The organism is Brachybacterium timonense, from assembly GCF_900258505.1.
Taxonomy (GTDB): Bacteria; Actinomycetota; Actinomycetes; order Actinomycetales; family Dermabacteraceae; genus Brachybacterium; species Brachybacterium timonense.
The window spans coordinates 566,688-586,860 of the sequence record NZ_LT984895.1 but is presented as its reverse complement, the minus strand read 5'-3'; the positions used below and the strand labels follow the sequence as shown (position 1 = coordinate 586,860).

Genomic DNA, 20,173 nt, shown 5'->3' with positions numbered 1-20,173 from the left:
GGCGTGCGCCGAGCTCAGGCTTGTCCGCCGTCGAAGTACGCACGCAGGTCAGCGGGCACTTCGGGGACGTCGATGGGAACGCCGCCGGAGCGGATCGATTCGGCGCCGCAGCATCCGGTGGCGACTGCTTCACGGGCTGCGATCGCGGAGACGTCGGTGGCGCCACCGTCCTTGGCGAAGCGGAGGAACTCCGCCACCAGGTTCGGGTCCGCACCGCCGTGGCCGCCGTCGCCGCGCTCGATGACCTCCACAGCGTCGGGACGCCCGGGGCCGGATCGGCGCGAGGACCAGATGTGGATCTGGTCGCCACCGCCATCGCCCATGTTCTCAAGGCGGCCGGCGTCGCCGATCACGGTGTAGTTGCGCCAGTAGTCCGGGGTGAAGTGGCACTGCTGGTAGGAGGCGAGCACACCGTTGTCGAGCGTCATGGAGAGCATGGAGATGTCCTCCACGTCGATGACGGGGTTCAGCTCCTTCTGCGTGGTCGGCGGGAAGACGTCGGCGTCGAACCAGTCCCACATGATCCGGTCGGAGTTGTCACGTCGATCGGTGATGTCGCCATAGACAGCGAGGTCGCCGATCCCGGAGACGCGGCGCGTATAGCCGCCAGCCAGCCAGTGCATCACGTCAATGTCATGGGCACCCTTCTGCAGCAGCAGGCTGGTGGCCTTGGCGCGCTCAGCATGCCAGTCCTTGAAGTAGAAGTCGCCGCCTGCGCCGACGAAATGCCGGGTCCAGATCGCACGCACACGGCCGATCCGCCCCGCGTCGATGATCTCCTTCATCTGCCGCACCACGGGCATATGCCGCATGTTGTGGCCGATGTAGAGGCGGGCACGCTTCTCATGCGCCATGGTCAGCATGGCGTCGCAATCCTCGATGGCGATCGCCATCGGCTTCTCGCAGAAGGTGGCGATACCGGCCTCGAGGGTCTGCAGGGCGATGCCGGCGTGCGCGTAGTCGGGCGCGAGGATCATGACGGCGTCGACCTCGTGCTCGGCCAGCATCTCCTCGACCGTGTCCACGCAGGCGACATCCTCGCCGTGGCGCTCGCGGGCGAGGTCCTTGGCACGCTGGGTGGGATCCGCAATCACGGTGACGCGGGAGCCCTCCCCCGGCTTGTGGGCGTGAGTGGCGAGGGTCGACCGGGCGCCGTAGCCGATGACGCCGATCCTGAGATCGCTCATGAGTCCTGGTCCTTTCCTGACAGTGCGGGGCGATGGGACGGAGCATCGGCTGCAGGCTCACCAGCGGCGGCCGACGGGGCCTCGGCGTCCGGCAGCGGCTCGATCTCCTCACGGACAGCTTCGAAGTCACGGATCGTGTCAAGGCCGCTCTGCTCGACCTGGCTGGACAGCGGCACACCGAACTGGATCCGCTCAGCGCGCAACTCGTCGGCGCGGCCTTCCTGATGCAGCCAGCAACGTGCCCAGTGCCCTGGGGTGACCTCCGTCTTCGGTGGGCTCTGCTCGTTGCAGATATCCATCGCGAAGGGGCAACGCGGGTTGAAGCGGCAGCCGCGCGGCGGTGTGATCAGGCTCGGCGGTTCGCCCAGGTCACCTACTTCTTCGAACAGCGACTGCTGGTCTCCCTCCAGGCCACGGGCGGGATCGGGCGACGAATCCAGCAGCAGGCGCGTGTATGGATGCTGCGGCGAGTGGATCACCTGCTCTGATGCGCCACCTTCGATCATCTCTCCGGCGTACATGACGTTGATGCGATCGGCGATGTAGCGCGCGGAGGCGATGTCGTGCGTGATGTAGAGCAGCGCGAGACCTTCCTCGTCGCGCAGGCGTCGCAGCAGGTTGAGCACGTCGAGCCGGATGGACACGTCGAGCATGGAGATCGGCTCGTCACCGAGCATCACCGCGGGTTTCACCGCCAGGGCGCGCGCGATCACGATGCGCTGACGCTGCCCACCGGAGAGCTCATGGGGGTACTTGTCGATGTACTGCTCAGCCGGGGTCAGGTTGACGCGTCGGAGCAGCTCGAGCACCTGCTCCTCGACCTGCTTCTTCGTTGTCGCCCGGCCGTGGATGCGCAGGGCGCGCCCGAGAATGTGCCGGATCGGCTTGAGCGAGTTCAGCGACGCGAATGGGTCCTGGAAGAGCAGCTGCACCTCGGCGTAGTAGCTGCGCGCTTTCCGCCCGGAGACGTGCTGAATCGGCTTGCCGTGCAGCCGGATCTCTCCGCTGGAGGCCGGGTAGTACAGGCTCAGCAAGCGAGCGACGGTGGTCTTGCCGGAGCCGGATTCGCCCACCATGGCCACGATCTCGCCACGGTGGAGGGTGAGATCGATGCCCTCGACAGCGCGAACAATCTGGGTGCCTTTCCGGCTTCGCACCTCGAAGTGCTTGGTGACGTCCCGGGCTTCGAGAACGACCTCACCCACGGCGCCTTCTGCGCGTTGGGTAGGTTCGGTGCCGCTCGGTTCGGTCGCGCGATCCATCGACGTGCTCATCGGGCGTCTCCTTCCGCGGCGCCGGCAGCCGCATGCGCCGGGTCGTTGAGATGGCAGGCGGCGTCGACTGTCGCGCCGACCGACACCATCTGGGGCCTGACCTCGTTGCAGACGGGCATAGCTCGCGGGCATCGGGGCGCGAAGGCGCAGCCGGGCGGGAGGTCTGTCAGGTCCGGCGCCGCCCCGGGGATGCCACGCATCTCCTTCAACGGGGCGAACAGGGGCGGGAACGAGTCTCGCAGCGCCTTCGTGTAGGGGTGGTGCGGCCGACGGTACAGCTCCTCGGCGGGGCCGATCTCGACGATGCGGCCGGCATACATGATCGCCAGACGGTCGGAGAGTTCGAGCAGCAGCGACAGGTCGTGGGTCACGAAGATGATGGCGAATCCGAGTTCGCGCTGCAGCCGCAGCACCTGACTCATGATGGTGCGCTGCATGACGACGTCGACGGCGGTGGTTGGTTCGTCCATGACCACCAGCTCGGGATCGCAGGCCAGGGCGAGTGAGATCAGTGAGCGCTGGCGCATGCCACCGGACATCTCATGCGGGTAGGAGTCCACACGGTCACGGGGGATGCCGGAGAGGGCGAGCAGGTCCTGGGCCCGGGTGCGGGCCTCTTTCGCGCTCATCCGCGGGTCATGCTGTTGCAGGACGTCCTGGAACTGGGCGCCGAGCCGCTTGACCGGGTTGAGAGCGTCCATCGCGCTCTGCATGACGATCGCGAGCTTGTTCCAGCGCAGCGGGAGCAGCTCCTTGTCAGTGCGGCCCACCAGCTCCGTCGCCGTACCGGTGGCGTCGCGGTACACGACGCTCCCTTCGGCGGTGACGGCCGGCGGTCGCTGCAGCCGCAGCAGCGCCGTGGTGAGGGTCGACTTGCCCGAGCCGGACTCTCCGGCGAGGCCCAGGATCTCACCGCGGTGCAGTTGGAAGCTCGCATCCGTCACGGCGCGCACCGCACCGTTGAGGGTCAGGTAATCGACGCACAGCCCGTTCACATCGAGCAGTACGTCTCCGAGTTCACGTCGAGCCACTTGCGCTCCTTGAGTGAGGGGTGGTGCGCCCTCTGAGCGGGCGCACCACCTCGGGTCGGGGGTCAGTGACGGGTCACTTGACCGGCTTCAGCTTCTGCATGGTCAGCCAGCCCTCCGGGCCGTACGGGCGGGGAATGATGTCGCCCTTCTTCAGTGGCATCCCCGGGAAGCCTTCCCAGTTCTTGCCGCTCGCCTCGATGAAGGAGGCCGACGGGTTGAACGGGCCGCAGTAGCACTCCTCCACCACGATCTTCTGCATCTGGTAGCCGAGCTCGTTCAGCTTGGTCTCGTCGAACTCCTCGCGGGACTCGTCCAGCAGCGCATCCAGCTCGGGGTTCTTCACGCGAGCGGCATTGCCCGGTGCCTCCTCGCCCAGGGGCAGGAAGTTCTTCGAGTGGAAATCGGCGTAGACGGCAGAGATGCGCGGTCCACCGCCGATCCAGGTCATGCCGAAGTCGAACTCGCCCTTGGCGTACTGCGCCCAGATCTGGGCATCGGGCACCTTCAGGATCTTGACGTCGAGGCCGAGCACATCCTTCAGCTGCGCCTTGACGCCATCGGACCACGTGGCCCAGTTGACGTAGTCAGCGACAGTCTTGAAGGAGATGTCGTAGGTCTTTCCGTCCTTGGCGAGCTTGCCGCCCTCCACCGTCCAGCCGCCATCGGCGAGGTACTTCTTGGCTGCCTCCGGATCGGCCGTGTGCGGGGCGCGATACTCCTCGGCCACCTTCTCACCGTAGATCTTCTCGTCCATCGTCGTCGGGCTGGTGCTCTTCAGGCCGATGTCGAAGAGGCTGTGGATCTGGTCGGTGTCGAGTGCGGCATAGATCGCGTTGCGCACGTGCTTGTCGTCGAAGGGTGCCTTCGCGGTGTTGAAGATGATGCCTTCGGATCCGACGAGCTCCACGGTCCAGTAGTGGTTGCCCTGGGCCACGATTGTTTCGTCGGCGTTCTGCAGCGAGAGGGTCGCCCAGTCCAGGGTTCCCTGGAGGATCATGCTCTTGCCGATCTCGGCGCTGCCGAACGGCGTCCAGTTCACCTCCTTGATGTGCTCCCACGGCCCCATGAAGTGATCCTCACGCACGGTGAAGGACACACGCTGCGGCGTGAACTCTTTGAGCGTGAGCGGCGTGGAGGTCACCGGTTCCGTGTTGGTGAACTTCGCCAGGTTCTCCGTGCTGAAGATGTGCTTCGGGTAGATGCGCAGGCGGGCGATGGCGCGATCGCCGTCAACATCGAACTTGTCCTCGGGCCATTCGAACTCGACGGTGAGGTCATCGACCTTCTTCGCCGTGAACTCCTGCGCGGTCGCGTTGGCCTTCTGCTCCTCCGCCTGCTTGGGGAGGTCCACCACGGTGTAGACGACGTCGTCAGCCGTGATCTTCGTGCCATCAGACCACGTCGCGTCGTCACGCAGGGTGATAGAGGCCGTGCGCTGCTCAGGGTTGAAGTCAAGCTTCTCCGCGAGCCACGGCTTGATCTCGTACTCGGCGTTGACGTCCTCGTACATGAGGGTCTCGTACAGGTAGTTCGATCCCACCACGCCATCGGCCGGCGAGAACGGGTTGAAGTTGTTGACGAAGGTCGGCTTCGGGCCGAAGGAGTTGAGGTTGATGCTCGACTTTCCGCCGCCACCTCCATCGGATCCACCGGAGCCGTCACCCTTGTCGAAACTGCAGCCCGCGGATGCGGCCACAGCGGCGAGGGCGGACCCGGCGAGGACATGACGGCGTGAGGGATGGAACGTGGTCATGACGTGCTCTTTTCTCTGGGTGGGTGGATGCGGCGACTGTGCCGCTGCAGTGGAGGTGGGGTGTCAGTGCGCCGCGGCGATCTGCTTCTTCACAAATCGACGGACGACTGCGTTGTTTCCGGTACGGAGCTTGGGGTTGGTGACCTCGTCCAGACCGAAGTTGACGAACGCTGTGGCAGTGCCGATCAGCGCGATCGCGAGACCCGGCGGCAGGAACCACCACCACCAACCGAGCGTGAGGGCGCCCTGGTTCTGTGCGTTGGTGATCATCGTTCCCCAGGAGATGACGCCACCGGTGGAGACGCCGAGGAAGTTCAGACCCGCCTCTGCCATGATCCCGGCCATGATCGCGGCGAGGAACCTCGCGGAGATGATGCCGAGCATGTGCGGCATGATCTCCGAAAAGATCAGCCGCCAGCGCGACTCGCCGAGCAGGCGGGTGGCCATCGCGAAGTCGCGGCTGCGCAGAGTGAGCGTCTGTGCGCGCATGTAGCGCGCCATGCCCGGCCATTCGAAGATGCCGATGAGAAAGGCCATCAGCACCCAGCCCATGCCGGCTGAGCCCGGGCCGCCTGCTGCCGAGATGTAGCCGGCTGCGATGAGCGTGAGAGCGAAGGACGGCATGGTCAGGAACACGTTAGTGATCGCGTTGACGATGGTGTCGAAAACGCCGCCGAGGAAGCCAGCGCTCACGCCGAGCACAGCACCGACGCTGATGGCGAGCAGCGCAGAGAGTGTGCCCACGGCGAGCGAGCCGCGGGCGCCCGCGATCAGCTGCGCCAGCACATCCTGACCTGAGACCGTGGTGCCGAGCAGGTGACCGCCGACGCCCGGCGGGACGGCGGTGTTGCCGTAGTCGACCTCGAGCGGCTGGAAGCCGTACACGGCGAGGATGAAGTCGCCGAAGATCGCGACGATCGCGCAGATAGCGAAGATGACCAGGCCGGTCTGCACGCGACGGTTGCGCAGGAACCCTGTGAACATTCCGATGCTCCTCTCAGCCCATGTCCGCCGCGCGCGGATCCAGGAGCACGTAGATCGAGTCGGCGACGAAGTTCGCGATGATCGCGGTGAACGTCAGCATGAGCAGCACCGTCTGCATCACCGGGAAGTCGTGACCGGTGATGGAGGTCTGCAGCAGGTACCCCATACCCGGGTAGGTGAAGACGGCTTCGATGAGCACGGCACCGCCGATCACGCCGCCGATCGCGAGGGCGAGCCCGGTGACGTTGGGCAGCAGGGCGTTGCGCGCGGCGTATCCGAACAGCACGGAGCGCTCGGTCAGCCCCTTCGCGCGTGCCAGCAGGACGTAGTCCTCGGTGACGGTGGCGACCATGACGTTGCGCATAGAGAAGAGCCAGCCGTTGAAGCCGATGAAGATCAGCGAACCCATCGGCAGCGCGCCGTACCACAGCACGCTCATGATGAAGTAGAAGTTGTTCAGCGACATCGGGACGCTGGTGTCGTATCCGCCGGAGACGGGGAACCACTCGAGCACGATCGAGAAGATCCACAGCAGCACGAGGGCGATCCAGAAACCCGGGAATGCATGGAAGAACGTGGACAGCGGAGCGAACCAGGAGTCGAAGATGCTGCCCGGTTTCCAGCCCATGATCGCGCCGAGTGCAGTGCCGATGATCCACGCGACGATCGTGGAGATGCCGATCAGGAACAGCGTCCACGGCAGCGCCTGGAGGATCAGCTCGGAGACGGGCGTCGGGTAGTTCGCTGTCGAGACCCCGAAATCGAACCGTGCCACGCCCACCCAGTAGTCGAAGTACTGCTGCAGCAGGTTCTCCGTGGGGTTCCCGTACATGCGGTGCACGGCTTCGACCTGTGCCTCCGTGGGTGGCTCACCGGTGGTCTGGCGGATCTTGCGCAGGACGGCTTCGGCCGGATCGCCGGGCATGAACCGCGGGATGATGAAGTTCAGTGTCACCGCGGCCCAGATGACGATCAGATAGCTTCCCAGTCGGTTGAGGAAGTAGCGCCCCCTCGTTCCTCCGCGCCGACGGCCTCGCGCTGCTCCGGGGGAGCTCGTCACGGGGTCATCCAGGACGACGTCCCGTCGGCCCGTGGCGGTGTCCTGCATCGCCATGCCCGGCCTCCTCTCTCTCGATCCGCTTCACTGCGTCAGGCCGATCGATCAGCGTGCCCGCGCCACGGGCGTCCCCTCATCGGGCTGTTCAACCCGTCATCGGGCGATCGTCGTGGCGTCGAGCAGACGGTAAGTGATCCCAACCGCCTGCAAATCGGTTCACTCAGAGTAAGCCCAGGTAAGCAAGCCGGGAACCATCAGCGGGCCCCGAATGATCACGGTTGTGTCACAAATGGTGCGGCGGTTGCCCCGAGATGGGGCCACACCAGGGCGCGCTGTGCGGCTCTCGACATCGACAGCCGCACAGCGCGGATCCTGCACTCAGCCCTGCGTCGCGATACCCGTCCCGGCGCCGCCGAACTGCATGCGCTCGACGAGACCCAACCGCTCCGGAACCTGCTCAAGCTCGAGCAGCAGCACCTCATTGCGCCCAGCGGTCACAACGGGCGCCGGCACATACAGGCTCTGCTGCGGTCCGACACTCCAGTAGCGGCCCACGCAGAATCCGTTCACCCAGGCCACACCGTGTCCGGCAGCGGACACATCCAGGTAGGTATCCGTGGGTTCGTCGGCCTCGAAGGAGGATGCGATGAGCACCGGCAGCGTGCGGCGCGGATCCGCATCCCCACCCTGCACGGCATCGAGGATCGACGTGCCCGCATCGAGTGCGGCGCGGAGCTCGTCCGCCATGCCTTCGAGCGGGTAGGTGTCGACCTCCCAGTCGTTGAGGTAGCGGATGATCTGCCAGACGCCGCCGAGGATGCCTTTTCGCTCCCCCAGGCGTGGTCCGAAGTTCGTGCGCCCCAGGCTTTCGACCAGGATCTCGACACGCACGGTACGGCGCCCACCCTTGGGCAGCAGCGCCTCCACGTGGTCGGCGAGGTTCACGGCCACCGGGTCGTTGCCGCGCTGGACCGTGTCGACGTGGATGCCATCGACATACACCCACGCGCGGTCGTGCAGGCCGTACAGGCGCAGCGGATCGATTGCCGGGCTGTCGTCATCCTCGGCGGAATGGTTGCGGGTGATCTCGATGTCGCGGGCCAGGCGCATGATGCCGCGCTCGAGACCCACCTCCTCGAAGGCTGGCGGGACGGGGTGAACTGGCGCTGTCCTCTGGAAGAGGTCCGTGCCGCGGAACGGCACCACAGACTCGAGAGCGAGCTCCCGTGCAGGCAGGCGCGCCGGTACTGCCTCGATCCCGAGCTGGGCACAATGCTCCTCGAGGGCCGGCAGCTGGCGATGCTGCGCGATGACCTCACGGAAGGCGTGGAATTTCTCCGTCAGCTCGCCGTTCTCCGCAATCGGTGCGTCGTAGTCGTAGCTGGTGGTGGTGGGCCCGTAGGTGCCGTCGTCGTTCGCGCCGGCGCTGAGCCCGAAGTTCGTGCCGCCATGCGCCATGTAGAAGTTCACGCTCATCCGGTGGGTGAGCATGTCGCTGAGCTCGGACGCGGCGGAGGCGGCATCACGCGTGTGATGTTCCTCGCCCCAGTGGTCGAACCAGCCATTCCAGAACTCCATGCACATCTGCGGCTGATCAGGCAGCTCCTCAGCGGCCATATCGAGCACCTGCAGGGTGCGCGAGCCGAAGTTCACGGTGGCAAGCGCCCCGTCGACGACGCCGCCGGTGAGCCACATCCGAGCCGGACCATCGGAGGTGACCAGCAGCTCGGTGATGCCGCGCGCACGCAGACCGTCGCGCAGATGCTCCAGGTAGGCGGTATCGTCGCCGTAGGAGCCGTACTCGTTCTCCACCTGCACCATCACCACGTTGCCGCCGCGGGCGGCCTGACGCTCGGCGATGGCGGGGATGAGCTGATCAAACCAGGAGTCGACGTGGCGCAGGTAGCGCTCGTCACGGTTGCGTAGCGGCATGGCGGGATCGCGCAGCAGCCAGCCGGGAAAGCCACCGTTCTCCCATTCGGCGCAGATGTAGGGCCCGGGGCGCACGATGGCGTCGAGTCCTTCCTCGGCGGCGATGTCGAGGAATAGCCCCAGGTCCGCGATCCCCTCGAAGGTGGTCTCGTGCTGTGAGGGCTGGTGCACGTTCCAGGCGACGTAGGTCTCGACGGTGTCGCAGCCCATGGCCACGAGACGCTTGAGGCGGTCGCGCCACTGCTCGGGGTGGACGCGGAAGTAGTGGATCGCGCCGGAGATGATCACGTGCGGCTCGCCGCGACGCAGGAAGCCGTCGGGCGTCGGTACAAGAGTGGGGGCGGCGGAGTCGGTCGTCCCGGAGGCGGGAGCGGCAGAGCCGGCAACTCCAGAGCCGAGGGCAACAGTGCCGGTGAGCGGGGAATCAATGTCGTGGGATGCCATCTGTTAACCCTTTCACGCCGCCGCCGATAATGCGACATCCAGAAGACCCGCGCCTCAGCGAATCAGGCAGCGACACGGCGTGGCACAGGTCGTCGGCCCGCAGGGTCACGTCCCGTCGGCATCGCAGACCGCGACGTCGATACTCCGAACCTGTCCACGCCAACTCTCGGCTCTGCCGTACCGGATCCCTTATCGAGTCTGCGTCGGGTCGCCGATCCAGCCCAGCACGAGCGGGGTGCATGAGGCGGTGTCGTATGCGACGAACAGGAAGGGGCGATCCAGCACGAGCTCTTTCGTCTCCTGCGGCACGTAGGCAGTGGTGCCAACAGCCACAGCCGTTGCAGCGGCAGCCTCCATACCGTCGGCATCCACTGTGATCACGGCCTTCTGGAACACCATGGTGACTGCGAGGTCGCGGTCCGTGCTGATGCCGGAAAGATCCGCAGTGCCGGGATCGAATACCTCGGTCATACCCAGCTGCTTCAGTGGATCTGTCAGTTCGCCATCCCAGTCGATGTCGAAACCGGGGGTCGTCACCGTGGTGGTGACATCCGCTGACCCCTCGATGCCGCGCAGCACGGCGCCCAGCCGGTGTCCGTCGGCGGCCCAGGTCTCGAGCACCTCGTGGGGTTCGCCGGTGGGGCGGACGAGTGCGAGGGCGAGCTGCCCGCCGGTGCCCCGCAATGCCGACGCGGTGCAGTGCTCGTCCTCGTACCAGCCGGGCACCTCGCCGGTCAGCATCTCGGGGCGAACAGTCTCGCCATCCGAGGTGGTGAAGTCGACGGCTTCATCCGGGTTCAAGGGTTTCAGCCAGGCGGTCTTCAGGTGCAGTGCGTTGACCAGCACCATGACGGTCTGCTCCGTCAGCGCGTCGGGGGCGACCAGATCGGTGATGAGCCCCTCGGTGGCGTGCTCGACCACCGCGTTGATCCTCTCGCAGGCCGCCTCTCGGCCTGTCGCGTCCGTGAAATCGGCAGTGTAGATACCGGTGTCGAACCAGGTGGCGAGGGCATCGAGGAACGCCTGGGTCGGCTCCAGTCCGTCCGCAGCCCACACAGCGTTCACCAGGGAGGCGCGCGGAGGCTCTGGCCCGTCGCTGCCGTTGTTCGCGCGCTCCTTCTCACCCATCGCGGCCAGATGCTGGGCGAGCGTGTTCGCGGTCTCCCCGAGCGTGCGCACATCCGCGCCGAGCACATCCTCCATTTGCGCCCGGGTCGATCCGCCTGCGCCAGCAGCCACCATGGACAGCACGATCTGTGCTGAGAGTGGGGAGCAGACCAGGTTCGTTGTCTCACGGTCAAGCTGGCTGAGCAGCGCCGCCGCGAAGGGCGCGGTGAGGTTGCCCGCCTCCTCGACGGCGCCGGGCGCTGCCCGCTCGACGTCGCTGCGCAGGTCGGGGTTATCCGTGCCCATACCGTGCCCTCCCCGTGCGTCGCATCCCGTCATAAGGCCTGCTGCCGGGGGAACAGCCAGTGCCGCACCCAGAAACCGTCGGCGGTCCCAGCTCAGTGCTCGCGCGGTCAACGTTCCTCCCCGTCGCAGGCGCGTCAGAGTGTCTAAGAGTCATAGAACCGCGCCGACGGCCACGGCGCAAGCAACTCCCCTAGAGCACCGATGCGGAGCCGCCTCGGGCGCGCCACCTCAGCCCTTCACGGCACCCTCGGTGAGGCCGCCACGCCAGAAGCGCTGCAGCACCAGGATGAGAATCGCCAGCGGGATCACGCTGAGCAGGGAGCCGCCAATGGTCAGCTGGAAGAACTCCGGCAGGCGGTCCGTCTGGGCACGCCAGCTGGAAAGCCCCAGGGTGATCGGGTACAGGTCCTCATCGGCCAGCATGATCAGCGGCAGGAAGTAGTTGTTCCAGATCGCGACGAACTGGAACAGCAGAATCGTCACGATCGCCGGGGTGAGCTGACGCAAGCACAGCGAGTGGAAGATCCTCAGCTCAGAGGCGCCATCGATACGGCCGGCTTCCATCACCGAGTCTGGCACCGCCGCACCGGCGTAGACCGAGGCGAGGAACATACCGAAGGGGCTCACCAGGCTGGGGATCAGCACCGCCCAATACGTGTTGGTGATACCGATCGCGCTGAACAGGAAGAACAGCGGCAGCGCTGTGGCGGTTCCGGGCACGAGCACACCGCCCAGCACCAGGGCGTAGACAGCTTTCCGCCCCGCGAACTGGTACTTGGCCAGGGCATACCCAGCGGCCACAGCGAAGTAGGTGGCGAAGATCGAGCCAATACCGGAGTAGATCAGGGAGTTCGCTGCCCACCGCAGGAACACTCCGTTGTTCGCGGTCAGGACGTTGCCGAGGTTCTCAATCAGCCGAACGTCGGGGGCGAACCAGAAGCCATTGGTGCCGAAGAGGTCCTCGGTGGACTTCGTCGCGTTGACGATCACCCAGTAGACGGGCACCAGGAAGTACATGGCGACGATGGCCAGGATCGCCGTGACCAGGATGGTGGTGGTCGGCTTGCGGCCGGCAGAGCGGTCCGTGGTGCTCATGTCAGTCCTTCCCCGCACGGTTGGAAACAGTCAGGGCTATCGCCGAGAGAGTGAACGCGGAGACCGCGATGATCACGGCCTGCGCCGCAGCCATCCCGACGTCGTTGTACTGGAAGGCGAACGCATAGGCCGACATGTTCGGGGTGTACTCAGAGGTGATGCCGGAGCTCATGGTCATCAGCACCTGCGGCTCAGCGAAGAGCTGCAGCGTGCCGATGATCGAGAAGATGACGGTGAGCATCACCGCCGGCCGGATCAGAGGCAGCTGAATGGAGCGGACAATGCGGAAGGATCCCGCACCGTCGATCCGGGCGGCCTCGTACAGCTCACCGGGGATCGACTTCAGCTGCGCGATGATGATCAGCATGTTGTAGCCGGTGTAGGTCCAGGTGACGATGTTCGCGATAGACCACAGCACCAGGTTGGGGCCGAGGAAATCGATCTCGATACCCACCAGGCTGAGTACGTCGATGATCGGGCTGAGCCCCGGGATGTACAGGAACGACCACAGAATTGTGGCGATGACGCCGGGGATGCCGTATGGCAGGAAGTAGGCCGAGCGGAAGAAGCCTGGCCACTTCGCCGCTGCGCTCTCCAGCAGGAGAGCGAGGATCACGGCGGCAAGGATCATGACGGTCACCTGTACGACGCCGAACAGGAGCATGCGGCCGATAGAGGCCACGAAGTTCACGTTCGACAGCGCGGCGAGGTAGTTGTCGAGTCCAGCGAACCGTGCCGTGGTGCCCTTCTCTCCGAGCAGGCCTGAGCGCTCGACCGTGGTGAAGCTGTAACCGATGGTCATCAGAATCGGCACGATGATGGTGCCGATGAACAGCACCAGAAACGGTGCCATGAGGATCCAGGGGGCGCTGCGGTGTTTCATCGTGCCTCCTCCGCGTCCAGGCCCATGGTGCGCATGATCTCGACGATCTCTCGCTGGGTATCGGCGAACACATCGACCAGGGAGGTTGATCCGTTCACCGCTGCGGCGAACCCGTCGCCGAGGATCGCGGATGCACGCTGCATCAGCGGCGCCCACGTCCAGTCGAGGTTCTGGCCCGCGGCCATGGGGCGGATCACGTCTTCGTTGTAGGACTGACCGCTGAAGAACTCCGAGGGGCCTTCGCGGACTTCTCCGATGTAGTCAGCGGCTGGCGACCAGCCGATGCCGGAGTACTCGATCATCGCGTCGATGCCCGCAGGATCCGTGCACATCCACGTGAGGAACTCGAGCGCTTCGGCCGGGTGCTGACTGGTGGAGAGCACAGCAGCGGCCGACCCGCCATGAGCGCCGGAGGCGTATCCATCCTTCCAGGTTGGCATCGGTGCGACAGCCCAGCGGCCCGATGCGCCGGGAATCGATTCGACCAGCGCGTCACCCCAGGAACCGGTCATCGCAGAGAGCACCTTGTCATCGCCGGCCGCTGCCATTCCGGGTGTGGCGAAAACACCGAAGTTGGTGCCCAGAGTTCGGTCCTTGAGCATCTGGTCCCAGAATTCGCCCACGCGCACGGAGGCGTCGTCGGTCATATCCACGATCCACCCGTCGCCCTCGGGGCGGAACCACACAGCGCCGGACTGCATGGCCCAGGCGATCGGGTGGGATCCATCCGTGGGGTCGAGCACGGTGAGCATCTTTCCGGCGTCGGCCACCTCCCGGGCGAGATCGCGATAGTCCTCCCAGGTCGCCGGGGGCTCGAGCCCGAGCTCGTCAACGAGCACGTCGCGGTTGTAGAACAGGGCGACCGGACCGGTGTCCTGCGGCACGCCATACAGGGAATCACCGACCTTCACCTGGGAGAAAGCCCCCGGGTCGAAGAGGTCCTCCGAGTCGGCGAAACCGTACCGGGACAGGTCCACGAGCGCTCCGGCCAGCGCGAATTCGGGTACGTTCCGCAGCTCGACTTGGGCGATATCCGGACCGCCGCCAGAAGCGACCGCCGAAAGGATCTTCGCGTAGCCGCCGCTGCCGCCGCCCTGGATCCACGTGGCTTCCACACGAATCCGGTCCTGCGTTGCGTTGAAGACGTCGGCGACCTTCTGGAGGTCCTTGAGCCACGCCCAGTACGTGAGTGTCACGGGCCCGTCGGCGGGCGGAATCGTTGGGTCCTGATTCACGGTTCCGGGATCCGGAGGGGCACATCCCGCGGCCGCGCCGATCATCCCGGCGGCTGATCCGGCGAGCAGACCTCGCCTCGTCACTGCACGCACTGCTCCTCCTCGAGTCGAGCGGTCGATGCAGGGAGCATCCCCTCCTGCACGCACCGACGCGGCATCACATCAGTGCACCTACGGTACCGCTTACGCTCGTCCCGAAGTTCCGCGAAAGTCGGCCCGTGTGGCCACGATGCGTGCACGCTGCCCGATGATCACCGAGGTCCCGCGCGCAAGGGCCGCTGTGCACACCACTCGCCGCTGTGCGGCCCGCACCGTCGTGTCGAGGCCGATGCCGCGTCGGTCCCGTACGATCGCACTCAACCCGCACCCCGTCAGGAGGCCCCGCGATGACCAGCACCCACCGGCCCGTCGAGGACGCCGCGAACCACGACAGCAGCACCCGCGCCGAGACAAGTACCGACGCAACCGAGCCGGAGGACCACCTGGTCGTCACCGCCCACTCGATCACGCTGCCCGACGGCCCGCTCGCCTACACGGCCACCACCGGCACCGTCGTGCTGCGCGAGGAGCCGGAGAGCGAGACGTACGGCCGCGGCAGCGCGTACGCGGAAATGTTCTCCGTCAGCTACGTCGCGACCTCGGTCGAGGACACCGCTGCTCGCCCCGTCGTCTTCGCTTTCAACGGCGGTCCCGGCGCGTCGACGGTCTGGCTGCATCTGGGTCAGCTGGGGCCGCGCCGCGTGGACGCCCCCGACGCCCATGAGCAGGCGGGCCCGCCGTACCGTCTGCTGGATAATCACGAGACCTTGCTGCGCACCGCCGATCTGGTGGTGGTCGACGCCATGACCACCGGCTACTCGCGCCCGGTGCGCGGTGCGAAGCCTGATCGGCACCACGGGCTGGCCGCTGACCGCGACCTCATTGCCTCGTTCATCGTGGACTGGCTGACCCGCAACGACCGCTGGACCTCCCCGATTCACCTGGTGGGCGAGTCCTACGGCACCACCCGCGCGAGCGCCGTGGCCGCTCGCCTCATGGACCGCTACTACGTGGCCGTCGAGGGACTGTCGCTGATCTCGCCGGTGCTCGACTTCGGCACGATCCGCTTCACGCCCGGCAATGACCGCCCCTATGTGCACTACCTCCCCACGTATGCGGCGATCGCCCATGCGCACGGCATGCATGAAGGGCGCATGCTGCAGGACGTCGTCGACGAAGCGGAGGCATTCGCTGAGCAGGAGTACCCCGCGCTGCTCGCCGCAGGTCAGCGCCTGAGCACAGAGCAGAAGCAGGAAGCCGCCGCCCGGATCGGTGCGCTGATCGGTGTGGACCCGGAGTGGGTGGAGCGCGCCGACCTGCGGGTGGAGCACATGGCGTTCCTCGCCCAGCTGCAGCGCGAACGCGGCCTGGTCACGGGCCGTATCGACGGCCGGTTCAGCGCCCCGGCCGGGGACCGCAATGCGGCGACCATGGAGACCGATCCGTCGATCGACCAGCTCGCGCCCGCGTACACCGCTGCGATGAACCAGTACCTGCGCACCGAGCTCGAGTACAGCAGTGATGTGGTGTACGAGATCATGTCCGGCCGCGTGCATCCGTGGAGCTACAAGGAGTTCGAGGGCCGCGCGGTGGAGGTGTTCACGGACCTCTCGCGTCTGCTGCGGAAGTCTGCGCACACACGCGTGTTCGTCGCCCACGGCTACCACGACGCGGCCACACCCTTCCACGCCAGCGAGCATGTGCTCGCCCACCTGCAGATCCCGCAGCAGGACTATGAGCAGCGCATCCAGATCGAGTACTACGAGGCCGGGCACATGATGTACGTGCACGAGCCCAGCCGCATCGCTCTGAGCGAGCATCTGGCGCGTTTCGTCGGCGGAGGATCGCACGCCGCACAGGGCAGCGCCGCTGAGGAGCCGGGTGACTGACGACCCCGGGCAGAGCTCTCATCCCCGCCCCGCCACCCCCGGCTCGGACAGTAGCCCGGGCCACTCGGTGGCGCGGCGCGGGGCGATCGCGTTGGGCGCCGCACTCGCGGCGGTCACCACCAGCGGCACCGCTCACCGACGCCCTCCGGCGCATGTAGACCTGCTCTCCCTGACCGTGGCTCTGCGCGGGCCCGGCGAGCGCGTGCTCGTGCGCCGCAGCGGGCCGACAGTGCCGCCCGACACCCGGGTGCTGCCCGATGCACACGCGCATGAGGAGTTACGCGCCGAGGAGAACCGCGTGCTCGAGGCGCTCGCTGCCCGGTCTTCGGCACCGAACCCGCTGCTCACCGATGCCGTGCGTGACCTGCATGTGCTGTCGACGGGGCTTCCGGCGCCGGTGGCTGGATGGTCCTCGAACTGGCGATACGTCTGGCCGCGGGATGCCGCACATGCGGCGGTGGCCCTGCACCAGCTCGGGCTGCGTGAACGCGCCTGGGCCACCGTGCACGAGCTCGCGGTGCTCTGCGGCTCCGACGGCTGGTTCGAGGCCCGCTATGTGCCCGGTCGTCGGCATGCTCCCGACGGGCGACCGCGGCAGCTGGACGGCACCGGCTGGTTCCTCTGGGCACTCGACAGTGTCCTCGCCGACGACGACACAACAGCGGTGCGCGAGACCAACGCTGCCTCGGCTCTGGCGTCCGACGGCACTGTCCAGAGCGCTGCCCGCCGCGCCGCGGCGCTTCTGCTCGAGCTGACGGCGAACGATGATCGGCTCCCGCCGCCCTCACCGGACTACTGGGAGGTCCGCGAACGGCGCCTCACCATCGCCACCGCGGCCCTGGTGGCCGTCGGCCTGGAGCGTGCGGGCCGGCTGCCCGCGCTGATCGGCGAGGAGATGGCTGCTCACGCCCATGAGCGCGCAGTCGAGGTGCGTGCGGCGATCCGCGATGCCTTCGGCCCGAGCGGTTTCACCCGCTACGCGGGCGGCACCACTGCCGATGCCGGCATGCTGTTCCTCCTGCCGCCCTACGCCCTGCACGCCGACGATGAGGTAGCCGACCTTCTCCGCCCGGCCGAGCAGCGGATGCGCCGCCCCGCAGGAGGCGTCGCCCCCGGGGAGGGGTGGAAGCGCGACGGAATCTCGTGGACACCGCAGACCGCCCTGTTCGCCCAGGCCTACGCTCAGCTGGGCCTGCGCGAGGAGGCGCAGCGCTTGTGGGACTGGCTTGCGGTGCACTGCACGTCGGCCGGGTCCCTGCCGGAGAAGGTGCTGGCTGACGGCTCCCCCGCCGCGGTCGCGCCGCTGACCTGGACGGCATCGGTGGTGATCATGGGGCAGTTGGGGGTGTGACAGCATCCGCGGCGGAGCGGCGCCGCTGCTCGCCCGTCACGCCGATGCGTACCTCGCGGGCGCTCGGATCTGATCCGAGCCACTGCACGAGTTCGGCCGGGCGCACGTCGTACTGGTCCAGCTGCTCCATCGGCAGCCACACACAGCCCACCTGCCCGGCGTCCGGCGAGGTGGGCTCCCCCGGCTCCTCACCGGGGGCGAGACCGCACCAGAAGGCCACATTGACCTGGTGGAACGGCGGGATGGCGGCGCCGTCGCGGAAGCGTCGGTCGGTCATCACCTCGTAGACGCACGCCACCTGGTGCACCTCCACGAGGGCGCCGATCTCCTCACGGCATTCGCGGATCAGCGCCTGGATCTGGGTTTCACCATGCTCTTGGCCGCCGCCGGGCGGGCCGTACAGCGAATGCCCGTCGGGGGTGACGATGTGGTTCAGCAGGAGTTTCCCGTCATGCACGATCAGCGCTTTCACGCCCACGCGCGGTGATCGACCGTCCGTGCTCACCCTGTTCCCCTTACTGTCCATCCATCAGGTGCTCCGCTCAGCAGGCTGCTCCAGACTAGTCTGGCGAACACTGCATGAAGGAGGGGCCATGCCCGCAGCACGGGATACCGCCACAGTGGTGCACGCAGCCCGGCTGTACTACGAGCAGGGACGCTCCCAGTCGGAGATCGCTACGGTTCTGGGGCTGTCCCGCTCCAACGTCTCCCGCATCCTGACGCAGGCGCGCGAGCGCGGCATCGTCGAGATCACCATCCACGATCCTGAAGGGCCGCCGCTGCGCGATGCGGCGCTCGAGCACGTGCTGCGCTCGACATTCCGACTGCGTGACGTGCACGTGGTGCATACGCCGCGCGCCGACGGTCTCGACGCCGTTGCCCGTGCAGGCGCCGCCCTGCTCGCACAACTCGCCCCGAGCGCACACAGCATCGGCGTGTCCTGGGGTCACACCGTCCAAAGCGTCGTCGAGCATCTCGAACCGCTGCGCCTGCGTCCCGCGCCGCGTGTGCTGCCGCTGGTGGGTGGGCTGAGCGCGCTCGATGAGTACGAGAGCGGCGAGTCGGTGCTGCGGGTGCTCGCCGCACGGCTCGGTGCCCGCGGGGAGATGCTGTACGCCCCCGCCCTGCTCGAGTCCGCCACCGCGGTGCGAACACTGCGGGCAGAGTCCTCCATCGCCCGGGTGCTCGAGGTCGCGGCTGCCGTGGAACTCGCTCTCGTGGGCATCGGGTCGATGGGCCATCACTCGTCCCCGCACCTGGTCCGCATGATGCGGCTCAGCCCCGAGGAGGAGCAGGCCTTCCAGGCACAGAACCCGGTGGGCGATGTGTGTGGGCGCTTCGTGGACGCGGGCGGCATCCCCCTGGGCGCCCCCACCGATGACCGCGTGCTCGGCGTGACCTTCTCCGAACTGCTGCGCATCGGCCACGTCATCGGGGTGGCCGCCGGTGCGGAGAAAGCACCGGGCGTGCGCGGGGTGCTGCGCAGCGGTGCGATCGACACGCTCGTGATCGATCTCGAGCTCGCCCGCGCACTGCTCGCCACCTGAGGGCGCGCCGCCGGCACAGACGACGACGGCCAGTCCTGCAGAGCACCGTGCGGTGTGGTGCTGCCGGTGGGGGCGGCGCTGTCAGCGGCCGCGCAGCACCTCGTTGAAGTGATCCGTGAGTGCACGGTCCACGGGCAGCTCGGTGCCATCCAGGTGTGTGATCGGGGCGGCGAGCCGCACGGAGGAGAGCAACCATGCCCCGTCGGCCTCGAGCACCTCCTGCGGGGTGAGCAGGGCTTCGCGGCAGCGTGCCCCAGCGGCTGTGCGATCGGCGAACAGGGAGGCAACGCTCGTGCCTGGCAGAACACCGGCATCCGGTGGCGTGGTGACAAACTCGTTCCCGCGACGCACCAGCAGCGTCGACGTCGGGCCTTCCAGGCAGTACCCGTCGCTCGTGGTGAACAGAACGTCGTCGGCCCCGCGGCGTACCGCCTCGCGGCCGGCCGCCATGTTCACGGCGTAGCTGATGGTCTTCGCTCCGGCGAGCAGCCACGGGCTGGTGGCGGTCACAGTCGACGGCAGGCCACGGTCGAGGGTGACCACGCGCAGCCCCCGACGCGCCTGGGTCCAGTCATCGACAGCGCGGGCATGCACCCATGCGAACGGCCGGGTATCAGCCTCATCACCGGCGGTGACGATGATCCGGACGGTGAGTTCGGGAACGTCATCGTGTTCCTGGACGGCGCGCTGCACGGCCTGCTCGAGCAGCCCCAGGTCCAGCTGATCGGTGTCGCAGGCACGCAGCAGCTCGATCATGTCGGCGCTGCGCTGCAGGCGGCGCAGATGCGCCCGCATGTTCACGGCGCGGCCATCGAACACACCGATCGTCTCGAACACGCCCTCACCGCGCGTGACGCCCAGGTCGGTGACGCACAGCTGTGCGTCACGCTCGTCAACGACGCGCAGAGCCTCACCGCCACCATCGGGATCACCCACGATCCCGGGAACAAGCACAAGAACGGGCGACGGGGCATTATGGGCAGGCATCGGGGCTCCTGGGGTCGAGGCCGCCGCGTGGACGCCGACGGCGCTGTGGTGTCCCACCAGGGTAGGGGCCCC

16 protein-coding genes are annotated in these 20,173 nt (G+C 67.1%); 3 read left to right on the top strand and 13 right to left on the bottom strand.

The genetic code is table 11. From position 1 onward, the window contains the following. Window positions 1-14 precede the first annotated feature (14 nt). The 11 genes from C8271_RS02520 to C8271_RS02470 form a co-directional block, all read right to left on the bottom strand. On the bottom strand, window positions 15-1,187 hold the full coding sequence (locus C8271_RS02520; RefSeq protein ID WP_106505976.1) for a Gfo/Idh/MocA family protein: 1,173 nt from the start codon (window positions 1,185-1,187) through the stop codon (window positions 15-17). Continuing rightward, entirely contained in the window at window positions 1,184-2,461 is a 1,278-nt protein-coding gene (locus C8271_RS02515) for an ABC transporter ATP-binding protein (RefSeq protein WP_245920790.1), read from the bottom strand. The genes C8271_RS02520 and C8271_RS02515 overlap by 4 nt, the downstream gene beginning before the upstream one ends. After that, window positions 2,458-3,492: an ABC transporter ATP-binding protein gene (locus tag C8271_RS02510; RefSeq protein WP_106505975.1), complete on the bottom strand. Its 1,035-nt coding sequence runs from the start codon at window positions 3,490-3,492 to the stop codon at window positions 2,458-2,460. The genes C8271_RS02515 and C8271_RS02510 overlap by 4 nt, the downstream gene beginning before the upstream one ends. A 73-nt stretch (window positions 3,493-3,565) precedes the next feature. After that, window positions 3,566-5,245 carry an ABC transporter substrate-binding protein gene (locus tag C8271_RS02505; protein ID WP_106505974.1) on the bottom strand — a complete coding sequence of 560 codons (1,680 nt, stop codon included), beginning with the start codon at window positions 5,243-5,245 and terminating at the stop codon, window positions 3,566-3,568. A 63-nt stretch (window positions 5,246-5,308) separates the two neighbouring features. Next, the gene (locus C8271_RS02500; RefSeq protein ID WP_106505973.1) at window positions 5,309-6,229 is read right to left on the bottom strand and encodes an ABC transporter permease; all 921 of its coding nucleotides are present in this window, start codon (window positions 6,227-6,229) and stop codon (window positions 5,309-5,311) included. 13 nt (window positions 6,230-6,242) lie between these two features. After that, a complete protein-coding gene (locus C8271_RS02495; RefSeq protein WP_245920789.1) occupies window positions 6,243-7,343 on the bottom strand; it encodes an ABC transporter permease in 1,101 nt (366 codons plus the stop codon). Between the two features lie 321 nt (window positions 7,344-7,664). Further along, complete coding sequence (locus C8271_RS02490) at window positions 7,665-9,662, bottom strand: glycoside hydrolase family 35 protein (protein WP_106505972.1); 1,998 nt, start codon at window positions 9,660-9,662, stop codon at window positions 7,665-7,667. A gap of 189 nt (window positions 9,663-9,851) precedes the next feature. After that, window positions 9,852-11,075, bottom strand: coding sequence for a serpin family protein (locus tag C8271_RS02485; RefSeq protein ID WP_106505971.1), 1,224 nt, complete (start codon window positions 11,073-11,075; stop codon window positions 9,852-9,854). Window positions 11,076-11,303: 228 nt separating this feature from the next. Beyond that, the gene (locus C8271_RS02480; protein ID WP_106505970.1) at window positions 11,304-12,170 is read right to left on the bottom strand and encodes a carbohydrate ABC transporter permease; all 867 of its coding nucleotides are present in this window, start codon (window positions 12,168-12,170) and stop codon (window positions 11,304-11,306) included. A 1-nt stretch (window position 12,171) separates the two neighbouring features. Further along, window positions 12,172-13,053, bottom strand: a complete 882-nt coding sequence (locus C8271_RS02475) for a carbohydrate ABC transporter permease (protein ID WP_106505969.1) — start codon at window positions 13,051-13,053, stop codon at window positions 12,172-12,174. Next, window positions 13,050-14,288 carry an ABC transporter substrate-binding protein gene (locus C8271_RS02470; RefSeq protein WP_245920786.1) on the bottom strand — a complete coding sequence of 413 codons (1,239 nt, stop codon included), beginning with the start codon at window positions 14,286-14,288 and terminating at the stop codon, window positions 13,050-13,052. The genes C8271_RS02475 and C8271_RS02470 overlap by 4 nt, the downstream gene beginning before the upstream one ends. Window positions 14,289-14,674: 386 nt before the next feature. Here C8271_RS02470 and C8271_RS02465 point away from each other — a divergent pair, with 386 nt between their 5' ends. Together C8271_RS02465 and C8271_RS02460 are read left to right on the top strand one after the other, a co-directional pair. Beyond that, entirely contained in the window at window positions 14,675-16,216 is a 1,542-nt protein-coding gene (locus C8271_RS02465; RefSeq protein WP_106505968.1) for a S10 family peptidase, read from the top strand. After that, the gene (locus C8271_RS02460; RefSeq protein ID WP_106505967.1) at window positions 16,209-17,567 is read left to right on the top strand and encodes a glycoside hydrolase family 15 protein; all 1,359 of its coding nucleotides are present in this window, start codon (window positions 16,209-16,211) and stop codon (window positions 17,565-17,567) included. Before C8271_RS02465 ends, C8271_RS02460 begins: the two co-directional genes overlap by 8 nt. Here the strand turns inward: C8271_RS02460 and C8271_RS02455 are convergent. Then, entirely contained in the window at window positions 17,545-18,072 is a 528-nt protein-coding gene (locus tag C8271_RS02455; protein ID WP_245920784.1) for an NUDIX domain-containing protein, read from the bottom strand. The two genes, C8271_RS02460 and C8271_RS02455, sit on opposite strands and share 23 nt — an antisense overlap. Window positions 18,073-18,160: 88 nt before the next feature. Between C8271_RS02455 and C8271_RS02450 the strand changes: the two genes are divergently transcribed. Next, complete coding sequence (locus tag C8271_RS02450) at window positions 18,161-19,114, top strand: sugar-binding transcriptional regulator (protein ID WP_106505965.1); 954 nt, start codon at window positions 18,161-18,163, stop codon at window positions 19,112-19,114. Window positions 19,115-19,195: 81 nt separating this feature from the next. Here the strand turns inward: C8271_RS02450 and C8271_RS02445 are convergent, their stop codons facing one another. After that, entirely contained in the window at window positions 19,196-20,101 is a 906-nt protein-coding gene (locus C8271_RS02445; protein WP_106505964.1) for an aminotransferase class IV, read from the bottom strand. Window positions 20,102-20,173: the final 72 nt, after the last annotated feature.